This window comes from Bacillus sp. 2CMS4F (genome assembly GCF_023161785.1).
In the GTDB taxonomy this organism is placed as follows: Bacteria; Bacillota; Bacilli; order Bacillales; family Bacillaceae; genus Bacillus; species Bacillus halotolerans.
In genome coordinates this window covers 277,458-290,337 of sequence record NZ_JALNTO010000001.1, presented here as the reverse complement: position 1 = coordinate 290,337, position 12,880 = coordinate 277,458, and the positions used below count along the sequence as shown (strand labels likewise).

The 12,880-nt window shown below is 45.9% G+C and carries 1 protein-coding gene; it reads left to right on the top strand.

Annotation, left to right across the window (positions count from 1 at the left end):
* Nucleotides 1-11 precede the first annotated feature (11 nt).
* Nucleotides 12-12,809, top strand: coding sequence for an SDR family NAD(P)-dependent oxidoreductase (locus MTN95_RS01315; protein ID WP_248336698.1), 12,798 nt, complete (start codon nt 12-14; stop codon nt 12,807-12,809).
* Nucleotides 12,810-12,880: the final 71 nt, after the last annotated feature.

Genomic DNA, 12,880 nt, shown 5'->3' with positions numbered 1-12,880 from the left:
GGAGTGGGAACATGATAACTGAACAACTGCGCATCTCATTAAATAATCCTATCATGTGCAATCACAAGGTATATGGACAAGCGTTATTACCCGGCCTTGCTTATATAGATCTGATTTATCAAGTATTCCAAGAACATGGTTACGCTTATCAAGAGCTAGAACTGAAAAATCTGACCATTTTTTATCCTCTGATCGCGGAAGCATCGTATGACATTGCCCTGACAATCCAAGTGTCTGAAAGCAAAAAAGAGACATGGTCCATCTTCATTGAAGGGCAAAAACAGCATGGAGAGTCGTTATCAGGTCATAGACGATATGCTTCGGCTGAGATGCATCATAAAGCACCAGCTGCTTTCACGGAAAAGATTGACCTTCATCAATGGAAAAAAGCGGCCGGACGAATTCTGAATTTGGACGACATCTATGATCAATGCCGCCGTCAAGAATTAGTGCATACAGGCATGATGAAAGCAGAAGGACAGGTATATGAAACAAAAGAGGCCGCTTTGATTGATGTATCTGTCGGACAAGAAGCATTGCTTCATTCTGAGGCTTTTATGTTTCATCCGGCGCTCATCGACGGCAGCGGTTTAGGGTCAAGCGGCTTGCTCTCAAGTGTAAATAAAAACGAACAGACTGTGTATCTGCCTTTGTTTTTCGAATCCTTTACAGCTTCAGAGCCATTACAAAAAGAATGTGCGGCGCGCATTCAGGCTTCCTCCGTGCGCCAGAAAAACGAGCTCACTTATATGACCATTGAATATTTTAATTCTTCTGGACAAAAAGTAGCCGAACTCAAAAACTTCGCAAGCAAGTCTGTCCGGGATGCGAAGGCCTTTCAGCCTGAAAAAGAAACTGATCAGCTCCAGGAAGAGAGAGTGGTAAAAGAAATTACTGTCTCTCATGACGCTGGCCGGAAATACAATGCGTTTGAAAGGTTACTGCGTCAGTTGCTGGCTGAACAGCTTGAAAAACCGGCAGAACAAATGGATATTCACGCCGGGTACTATGAGCTTGGGTTAGATTCGCCATCCTTGCTTGAAATTGTTCAGGCGATAGGATCTCATGTTGGAGAAGATCTCTCTCCCACTTTGCTGTTTGAATATACAACGATTGCAGAATTATCAGCGCATTTGGCTGAAAACTATTTGTTTGGAGAGGCGGACGATGCTGTCCGCCAGTCTCCTGCATCACTGCCGGAGTCTTTAGATGCTCCTTCTTCCCCGCCAAAAAAAGCGGAGGACATTGCGATCATTGGGATGGCAGGCCGTTATCCTAAGGCGAAAAACATACAAGAATTTTGGGAAAATCTTAAGGCTGGAACAGACTGCATCAGTGAAATTCCGAAATCACGGTGGGAATGGAAGGAATTCGATGAACTGACAACACCTTCAGGAAAGCCCTTTTCAAAATGGGGCGGGTTCATTGAGGATGCCGATTGCTTTGATCCGCAATTCTTCAGAATTTCTCCCAGAGAAGCAGAAACCATGGATCCTCAAGAACGCTTATTTTTAGAGACATGCTGGGAAGCCATTGAAGATGCAGGTTATACGCCTGAGACAATTGCTGCACAGCGAGGCGCTAATAAAAGACGGCATGTCGGCGTCTTTGCCGGTGTCATGCATAAGGACTATTCCCTAATAGGTGCTGAAGCTTTATCCGAACAAAATCCATTTCCTTTGTCCCTGAACTATGCGCAAATCGCCAATAGAGTGTCTTACTACTGTAATTTCCATGGGCCGAGCATGGCGGTGGACACGGTCTGCTCATCCTCTTTGACTGCCATTCACTTGGCGATAGAAAGCATCCGGAATGGGGAATGTGAGGCTGCGATAGCAGGGGGTGTCAACTTATCTCTGCATCCGGCTAAATATATCAGCTATGGCAGTGTGGGGATGCACTCGAGCGACGGCTATTGTCATACATTCGGCGAAGGCGGTGACGGATACGTTTCTGGAGAAGGGGTTGGAACGGTATTATTAAAGCCTCTGCGAAAAGCTGAACAGGATGGTGACCGGATCTATGCCGTCATCAAAGGAAGTGCCATTAATCATGTAGGCAAAGTCAGCGGTATTACGGTTCCGAGCCCTATAGCGCAAGCCGATGTTATAGAAACCTGCTTAGAAAAAACAGGAATCGATCCGCGTACGGTCGGCTATGTGGAAGCGCATGGCACGGGCACCTCTTTAGGAGACCCAATTGAAATTCAAGGATTGGTGAAGGCTTTCAGCCGAAATACGAAGGATCAGCAATTTTGTTCGATCGGTTCTGTGAAATCAAATATTGGCCATGCTGAATCTGCAGCCGGCATCAGCGGGTTAACGAAGACCGTTCTGCAGCTGTATTATAAAACGCTGGTCCCATCCCTACACTCAGAAGAGCTGAATCCTTATTTGGAGCTGGATCAATCACCGTTTTTTGTTCAGCGCGAAGCGAAGAAATGGGAGCAGCCGGCATTGACAGAAAACGGAATGGAGATTAAGTATCCCCGCCGTGCCGGTGTAAGTTCGTTTGGAGCGTCAGGGTCCAATGCGCATATCATTTTGGAAGAATACATCCCGGAAGAGAACGACTCAGCTTCTGTTTCTGTGAAATATGAAGAGGCAATTATCCCCTTGTCGGCGAGAAATATAGACAGGCTGCAAGCATACGCCGGCAAACTCATTGAGTTTCTTCACGAGGACATTAATCTTTTTGAGCTTGCTTATACACTGCAGGCAGGACGGGTGGAAATGGAGGAGCGGGCAGCCTTCATCGTGAAAGACATAAAGGATCTAATTCATCAACTTCAAGCATTTGTAAAAGGCGAAGAAGCCGATCGCTTCTGGACCGGACCGGCCAAAGAGGGTCAAGGGTTTACCGGGGCAAAATCGGGGGATTTGAAGAACATCGCAGAATCATGGGTTCAAGGAAAACAGGTCAACTGGGATGAACTCTACGGCGCTCGCAAGCCGCTTAAAATAAGTGTTCCGACCTATCCGTTTGCAAAAGAACGCTACTGGATACCGGCACCTGAGACGAAAATCAGCGGCAGAACAACGAATTCTGCATTACATCCGCTGCTGCATAGGAATACGTCAGACTTTTCTGAGCAGCGCTTTAGCTCTAGCTTCACAGGCAAGGAATTTTTTCTATCAGATCATGTTGTGCAGGGACAGAAAATCCTGCCGGGTGTTGCCTATTTAGAAATGGCAAGGGAAGCAGCGGAAAAAGCAGCGGGTGATCTGGAAGATGGACAAAGAATTGTGTCGCTCAGAGACATCGTCTGGATTCGTCCTATCGCGATTGAAAGTGAACCAAAAGAGATACATATTGGCCTTTATCCTGAGGAGACCGGAGAGATCAGCTATGAGATTTACAGCAAAGATGACCAGATGATACACAGCCAAGGGACTGCAATCCTAGGGGCTGAACCGGACATTCCTGTTTTAGATATTAAAGCGCTGCAGGCGGAATGCAGTCTGGACACAGTGACGTCAGAGCAATGCTATGCGGCGTTTCGGAAGATAGGGCTTGACTATGGAGAGGGCTATCAGGGGATTAAAAAAGTGCTTATCGGACACGAACAATTGCTTGCAAAAATCTCCTTACCCGCTTTTTTGGAAGACGGTAAGAAGCAATTCATGCTTCATCCGAGTTTGATGGATGCCGCTTTCCATGCATCGATTGGTTTTATCGTTAGCTCAGTCAATACGGATGCTCAAGTCCATAAGCTGTCTCTGCCGTTTGCAATGCAGGAACTTAACATTCTTGCCCCTTGCCCTTCTGAAATGTGGTCTTATATTAGATTCAGTTCAGACAGTAAGGCAGAGGACAAAATCAGAAAGTATGATATTGATCTATGCGATGAAGACGGGAATGTCTGTGTGCAAATGAAGGGTGCGTCCATTAGAGCGCTGGAAGGAGAACCTCAATCTCCGGAAGCAATAGCAGCGGGATCTTCACCGATAGGACATACGATGATGGTTCCTGTCTGGGAACCAGTGTCTCCAAATGCGGAGAGCGGTGTCTCGGCTGCCGGTGGACAAGCCGTTTTATTAGGGGGTACTGAGCACGAACAGAAGTTAATGAAACAATACTATCCTCAGGCTGTAGTTTTGGATATCCAGCCGGCAGATCACATGGAAACGATAGTGAACAAGCTGCAAGCGTGCGGCAACATTGACCATGTACTGTGGATTGCCCCGCTACACTCAGAGCAGATGTTTATTGAAGAACAGGAAGAAAACGTTCTTCACGTATTTAAGCTTGTGAAAGCACTTCTTCAATTAGGCTATGGCGGGGAAAAGCTGGAATGGTCCATTGTCACCGTCCAAGCGCAGCCGATTACTCAGCATGAAGCTGTCAATCCTGCTCATGCTAGCATTCAAGGACTCATTGGCACAATGGCTAAGGAATATCCGCATTGGAAGATCCGGCTGATTGACCTTGAAGAAGGCTGCGCTTGGCCGATCAAACAGATGTTTACACTCCCTGCAGACCGTCTTGGGCACGCGTGGGCCTATCGGAATCACCAATGGCATCAGCAGCAATTGATTCCCTATCAGCAATCCCCGTCAAATGATACGTTATATCGAACCGGCGGAGTGTATGTGGTTATTGGAGGAACTGGGTACATCGGCGAGGCGTGGAGTGAGTATATGATCCGCCGCTATCAGGCGCAGATCATTTGGATTGGACGCAGTCAAATCAATGATGCCATCCAGGCAAAATTAAACCGTCTCTCGGCACTTGGACCTGCGCTTTACTATATTGCAGCCGATGCTGCGGATATGCATTCATTGCAGCAGGCTTATGAACAAGTGAAAAAACGCCATCCTCATATTCATGGGATCGTTCATTCTGCAATGGTTTTATTTGAACAAAGCCTGGAAAATATGACGCTCGAAGAATTCAGAACTGGATTGGCGGCAAAGGTGGATGTAAGTGTTCATATGGCCCAAGTATTTCAGCAGGAGGATTTGGATTTTGTTCTATTTTTCTCTTCGCTTGTGTCCCATATCAAAAATGTGAAGCAAAGCCATTATGCCTCTGGCTGTGCGTTCGCAGATGCATTTGCTTACCGGCTGTCCCAAAGCTGGAGTTGTCCCGTTAACGTCATGAATTGGGGATATTGGGGGAACAGGGAAGCGGCCGAAGATGAAAATTATGTGCAGCTCATGAATCAAATTGGCTTAGGCTTAATTGAACCTGAGGAAGGGATGAGAGCGTTAGAAGCCCTGCTTTCAGGGCCTGTCAGCCAAACGGCTTTCATTCATACGACTAAACCTGTTGCAGTCGAAGGCGTGAATCAGAAGGAATTCATCACCCTTTACCCGCAGCAGCCTTCGATAGACGCCGAAAGCCTGAAGAGACGCCTGCCGGAAACACGGAAAATAAAAAGAGTAACACACGAGGAGCTGGACGCTCTCCTTTACAGACTTCTATTAGCACAGATGCAGACGGCCGGGCTGTTTGATGGTCATACATTATCGGTTGAACGTCTTCAACAAAACAACAATACTCGTGAGTTTTATGAAAAGTGGCTCCGGCAAAGCAGCGAATTCCTTCTGCAGCAAGACTACCTTAAAAAAGATGGAGATTCTTTGGTGAGGAAGGACAAGGCAGAGGATATAGACATGCTTTGGAATGAATGGGATGCAAAAAAATCAGAATGGCTCCAAGACAGCAACACAAAAGCGATGGTTGTATTAGCTGAGGCCATGCTGAAAGCATTACCGGATATCCTGACAGGGAAGGTGCCTGCGACGGATATCATGTTCCCTCATTCGTCAATGGAATTGGTGGAAGGTATTTACAAGCATAACCAAGTTGCAGACTACTTCAATACAGTGCTCGCTGATACGTTAACAGCTTACGTAGATGAACGGCTGAAACAGGACCCTAAAACCTCCATTCGCATTATGGAGATAGGCGCAGGTACTGGCGGCACGAGTGCCGGAATCTTTCAAAAACTGAAAACCTATCAAAATCATATAGGAGAATATTGTTATACAGATCTTTCAAAGGCGTTTTTGCTGCATGCAGAAAAAGAGTATGGGGCGGAAAACCCTTACCTGACATATCAGCTATTTGACGTAGAAAAACCGATCGATCAGCAGGAAATCGAGGCAGGCGGCTATGACGTTGTAATTGCCGCTAATGTCCTTCACGCGACAAAAAATATTCGCCAAACGCTGCGGCATGCAAAAGCTGTCATGAAGCACAACGGATTGCTGTTACTAAATGAAATGGCGGGAAACAGCTTGTTTCCACACATCACCTTCGGACTGTTGGAAGGCTGGTGGCTGTATGAAGATCCTGCGCTGCGAATTCCCGGCTGTCCTGGTCTATATCCAAACAAATGGAAAGAGGCCTTAGAAAGCGAAGGATTTGAATCCGTGTTCTTCCCGGCAGAAGCAGCACATGATCTCAGTCACCAGATCATCGCAGCCTCAAGCAACGGAGTGGTGCGCCGTATGGCTATGGAAATGGCGCCTCCTGCAGAAAAGGATTTTTCTTCAGTGAGGAAGGAGCCGGCATCTGTCCAAAACGAAGCTTCAGAGATAGGTGGACCATCAAATGATGCCGTCTTGATAGAAAAAAGCACCGAGTATATGAAAAAACTAATCGGACAAACATTGAAAATCCCTGCAAGTAAAATTGATTCATCTGAACAGCTTGAAAAGTATGGCATCGATTCCATTGTCGTTGTTCAGCTCACGAATACATTGCGTAAGGAACTAGACCATGTGAGCAGCACTTTATTTTTTGAGTATCAGACAATAGACGCGTTAGTGGAACACTTAATCAAAACGAAAAAAGAAGCACTTTTGAGACTGACAGGTCTTGACCGTCAAGTGCAAAATGACAAGCCGGTAGCAATCAATAACAAATCTTCTCAGAAGGCTGGGCAGGCGCCTGACACAACCCGGCGCTATCGTAAGCTTGGCCGCAGCCGCGAGAAAGAAGCACCATCACTGGCACAAGCACCGGTCAGCCGTGATGTTGCCATTATCGGCATATCCGGGCGTTATCCTCAGGCGGAGACAGCAGAAGAATTTTGGAACAATCTAAAAGAAGGAAGAAATTGTATAGAGGTAATCCCGAAAGATCGCTGGGATTGGAAAGCATATTACGATAAAGAAAAAGGAAAAGAAGGCTCGATTTATACAAAATGGGGCGGATTTATCAAAGGTATGGATACTTTTGATCCTTTATTCTTTCAAATTTCTCCGCTAGAAGCAGAAAGAATGGACCCTCAGGAGCGATTATTCCTGCAAACCGCCTATGCGAGTATTGAAGATGCGGGATACACGCCAGACAGGCTCTGCTCAAGCAGAAAAGTCGGCGTCTTTGCCGGAGTAATGAACAAAAATTATCCTACTGGCTACGGCTATTGGTCCATTGCCAACAGGGTATCCTATTTGCTGAATTTCCAAGGCCCGAGCCTTGCTGTTGACACAGCATGTTCGTCTTCTCTGACAGCGATCCATTTGGCGTTAGAAAGCATTTACAGCGGATCAAGTGAGTGCGCCATTGCCGGCGGCGTCAATTTAGTTGTCGACCCTGTTCACTATCAGAACTTATCTGTCATGAACATGCTCTCTGAAACTGACAAATGTAAATCATTCGGTGATGACGCAGATGGGTTTGTTGACGGAGAAGGAGTGGGTGCCGTCATTTTAAAACCTTTGCAAAAAGCAATAGAAGATGGTGACCATATATATGGGGTGATAAAGGCCAGCTCCATTAACAGCGGAGGCAAAACCAACGGATATACGGTTCCAAATCCGAATGCCCAAGCCAAGTTGATTAAAGAAGCCATTCAGCATGCCAATATCCCAGCCAGAACGATCAGTTATCTGGAGGCACACGGAACAGGCACTGCATTAGGAGATCCGATTGAGATTGCTGGATTAACAAAAGCGTTTGAGGAAGATACACAAGAAAGACAGTTCTGCGCGATCGGCTCCAGCAAATCCAATATTGGTCATTGTGAAAGTGCAGCCGGCATCGCTGGTTTGACAAAAATACTGTTTCAGTTTAGATACGGTCAAATCGCACCATCACTGCATGCTGAGCGTTTGAATCCAAATATTGAATTCAGTCAAACTCCGTTTATCGTTCAGCAAAAGCTTGGTGAATGGAAGCGGCCGATCATTGACGGTCGGGAAGTGCCAAGACGCGCCGGATTAAGCAGTTTTGGCGCCGGCGGGTCAAATGCCCATCTGATCTTAGAAGAATATATTCCGAAAACCGGGGCACAAACACCTCAAGTTCATCCTCCTGCTCTGATCGTGCTGTCAGCGAAAAACAGTGAACGGCTTCAAGAAAGGGCGGAGCAGCTGCTCACTGCCGTTCGCGAAAAAAGGTACAGTGAATCAGATCTGGTCCGGATTGCCTTTACGCTGCAAACAGGCCGTGAAGCAATGGAGGAAAGGCTTGGCTTTATTGCCGAATCAATAGAAGATCTAGAGAGCAAGCTGCAAGATTTTATAGAAATGAAAGCAGAGGATCTGTATCTGGATCGTATCGACGATAATAAACAAGCATTAGCGCTCTTATCAGCTGATGAAGATACGGAGAAGATGATAGACGCCTGGGTGAGCAAAGGGAAATTTACGAAATTACTGGATCTTTGGGTGAAGGGCTTGTCTTTTGACTGGACAAAGCTGTACGGAGCTCATAAGCCGATGCGAATCAGCCTGCCGACATATCCATTTGCGAAGGAACATTACTGGGCATCAGGTGTTGAAAAGAGAACAACGTCCTTTGAAAACAATATAGAACACCAAGAGCAAGAAGACTTCGAGGTGATGACCTTTAAAGAAGTATGGAAAGAACAGCAGGTGTCTCTCACATCGAAAAGCTTCACAACTCTCGTCTGTTTTCTGACTGACAGAGACAAGCAACAAGCATTTGCTTCAGCTGTGAAAAGCTTTGATTCAGAGACCAAGGTCATATTTGTTTCTCAAGGCGAAACGTACGGCAAACAGTCTCAATACTCTTATCAAATTGTACGGAAGGACCCCAGCACTTTTGAGAAAGCCTTCCGGAGGATTCAGGAAGAACATGGAGAACCGGATGCAATCCTCTATTTATGGGCGACGGAGGATTCAAGCTGTAGTCAGGATTATTCCTGTGCAGTCTATTTATTGCAAGCTATGGCGGCCGCGAAGCTTCAACCTGCCCGTGTGTTATTGGCTGGATGTTTTGAAAAGGGTCTTGACCGAAGTTATCTGGAATCATGGATAGGATTTGAACGTTCACTCGGGCTAGTCCTTCCGAATACGAAAGTGACAGGAATCTTTCAGGATGCTGATCAAATTCCAAAAGAATCAATGGATGATTGGACAAGTAAGATCTGGACGGAATTACAGGCTTCAACCGAACAAACCGTCTTGTATCAGAATGAGAAACGTTATGTATGTCAGATTGAACAGACAACGTTACAGCCAGGCAACAGCAAATTGAAGTCAGGGGGAACTTACCTGATTACAGGCGGTTTAGGAGGGCTCGGTTATTTATTCGCCAAGCATTTGGCTAAAAACTATGCCGCGAACATCATTCTGACAGGACGAACGCCTATCAACAAAGAAAAACAAAAGCAGCTAAAAGCATTGAAGGAGTTAGGCGGCGAAGCCATGTATGCAGAGGCGGATGTGTGTGATCCGATCGCAATGGGAGACTGTGTGAAACGCGGAAAAGACCGGTACGGCACCATCCATGGTGTCATTCATGCTGCCGGTATCGAGAGCGGGTCCTCTATTTTTGAAAAAGAGATGGATAGCTTCAAGCGCATTATTGAACCGAAAATCAATGGAACGATCGCGCTTGACGAGTGGTTTAAAAAAGAAACCCTGGATTTTATCTGTTACTTCTCTTCGTCTTCTGCTATTTTAGGAGACTTTGGTTTTTGTGATTATGCGGTAGGGAATCGGTTCCAAATGGCTTATGCACATTACAGAAACGAGCTTCATCGCGGCAATACGTTTGTTATCAACTGGCCTGTTTGGAAGGACGGCGGGATGACAATCGGGAATGCCAAAACTACCGAGATGTACCTGAAGTCAAGCGGTCAGCGCTTCTTAGAAGCGGAAGAAGGCATACGTATGTTTGAACACATTTTGTCTCAGCAGGATGCGCAGCATCTTATCATAGCCGGTCAGCCAAGCCGGGTCCGCCGCTTTTTAGGAATGACTGAACGTGCCGTTCCAGAACCGGACATGATAGCCCCGCCTGCACAAGAAACATCGGGCGGGATGAAGAACCTAAGCGTTGAAAAACGTTTGGAAATGGACTTGAAAGCGCATATTCACACCTTGCTTAAGATCTCAAAAGACAAGCTAGACTTGAATAAGAACTGGGCCGACTTTGGATTTGATTCCATCTACTTGGCTAAATTCTCGAACGTGTTAACTGACTATTACAAAGTCGAGATAACGCCTGCATTATTTTTTGGCTATTCGACTTTAAAAGAATTGATCCGCTTCTTTTTAACTGATCATAAAGGCCTGATCGAGGAATTTTACCGGGGTGATGCGTCTGATACTCAGAATCAGGCTGAAGCTGAAGTGCCGGTTTCTGCAGCACTCGAAACACAAAACAGCCATAGAAGCGGTCGGCAGCTTTACACAGAGCCTATCGCCATTATCGGAATGAGCGGCAGGTTTCCTCAAGCTGATTCGGTTCATGAATTGTGGAACAATCTGAAAAACGGAAAAAAATGCATTTCAGAAATTCCGAATGACCGCTGGGACTGGCGTGAAGTCAAAGGACATCCAGAGAAAGCAGAAGTGCCGAGATGGGGCGCATTTTTGAAAGACATAGACAGATTTGATCCGCTGTTTTTCCACATATCGCCTAAAGAAGCCAAAAGTATGGACCCGCGCCAGCGATTGTTTCTGGAAGAAGCATGGCATACATTTGAGGACGCAGGATATATGGGAAACCGGATTAAAGGAAAGTCCTGCGGCGTTTATGTGGGTGTGGAAGAAGGAGAATATGCCCACTTAACCGGTGATACGGATTATATTACCGGCACTCAAAACGCCACATTGGCTGCGCGAATTGCATACGCATTAGATTTAAAAGGACCTAATATGGCGCTGACGGCAGCATGTTCCTCAGGACTTGTAGCCATTCATCAGGCTTGCGCAGCCTTGCGTCAGGGAGACTGTGAAATGGCTTTAGCCGGCGGCGTCAGTCTGAATATTTCTCAAATGTCTTATGAGGCGCTGACAAAGGCAGAAATGCTTTCTCCAGATGGACAATGCAAAGTGTTTGACCAGGATGCCAATGGGCTTGTGCCTGGTGAAGCGGTAGCAGCTGTTCTGCTGAAACCATTATCAAAGGCAATTGAAGATCAAGATCACATTTATGGATGTATAAAAGCAAGCGGCGTGAATTATGACGGCAAAACCAATGGAATGACAGCTCCCAATCCTTTTAGCCAGGCGGAATTAATAGAAAGCATTTATGAAAAATATCAGGTCAATCCGCTGGATATTCAATATGTGATGGCGCACAGCACTGGATCAAATCTGGGAGATCCGCTTGAAGTACAGGCATTGACGGGTGCGTTCAGCAAATATACGAAACAGAAGCAATTCTGCACCATCGGCTCGATTAAATCATTAATCGGACACACATTTGCAGCTTCCGGTGTGGTTGCTTTGATCAGTATGCTGATGGCTATAAAAAATCAAACCATTCCTGCTACCCATGAATGTGAATCGAGCAATCCCTATATTCAGTTTGCAGAAAGCCCTTTTGTGCTTCACAAAGAGAACCAGCCATGGATCAGAAAAAATCATAATCCGAGGATGGGGACAATCAGCACAACGGGCATCAGCGGTACGAATGCGCATGCAGTAATTGAAGAATACATTCCGGATGAGCAGGCATCCGCGCATCAAGAGCCAACGGAATGTCCGCAAGTTATCGTGCTTTCTGCTCAAAATGAGGATCGGCTTCACGATGCTGTTCTGCAAATGCTTGAGTATGCAGAGCAGAATGACAGCCTTTCATTACCAGATGTTGCGTATACACTCCAGGTTGGAAGAAAAGCAATGGAAGCAAGACTGGCGATCGTAGTGAATAATCAGGAACAACTGGTGCGAAAATTGAAGGAATTTGCAGAAGCGGTGAAGAATGGTGAATCATTCGGCCAATTTACATCTTTTTATACAGGGAATGCGGAAGCCATTTCAGAAGAATTAGATGAAACATCTCTGAAAACGGTCGTCATAGAAAAAGATTTTAAAAAGATAGCAGATTGGTGGACGAAAGGAAATCATATTTCTTGGGAACTGCTCCATGAAGACAATAATGTCCGTATCGTTCCGTTACCTGGCTATCCATTTGCAAAGGAACGCTATTGGATCTCATCAGATAAGAATATTAGGCCATCGTCACAAGTCGCCCAAAGTGAGACTGACGAGTCCAAGGAAGAGAAACACATTCAAGACATCATCGTACAATTTCTGGAACGAGAGCTGAGCCTGTCACGGCATCAAATCAATTTCAAAAGAAACGTTCAAGAATACGGGATGGATTCAATTCTTGGCCGAAAGCTGATGCGTCATTTAGAAAAGACCATTCAGATCAAGCTGACCGGCCGGGAGCTTCTTGAATTCCAGACAATCCAAGCGCTTTCTGCTTATGTGGCCTTAAAAGCTGAAGGAAAAAACCGAAGCGCGGAGGCTCTGCCGCAAAATCAAACCAACAGCCTGTACACTGACGAGCAAATCATCGGTTTGATGCAAGAGGTGGCGCAAGGGAAATTGGATTTTAAGAGTGTGCAAAACATCATAGAAGGGAGTTAATCGTATGAACCATAAAGAAATTCTCGATGCCTACAGATCAGGAGAATTAACGATTACTGAGGTAGAAGAGC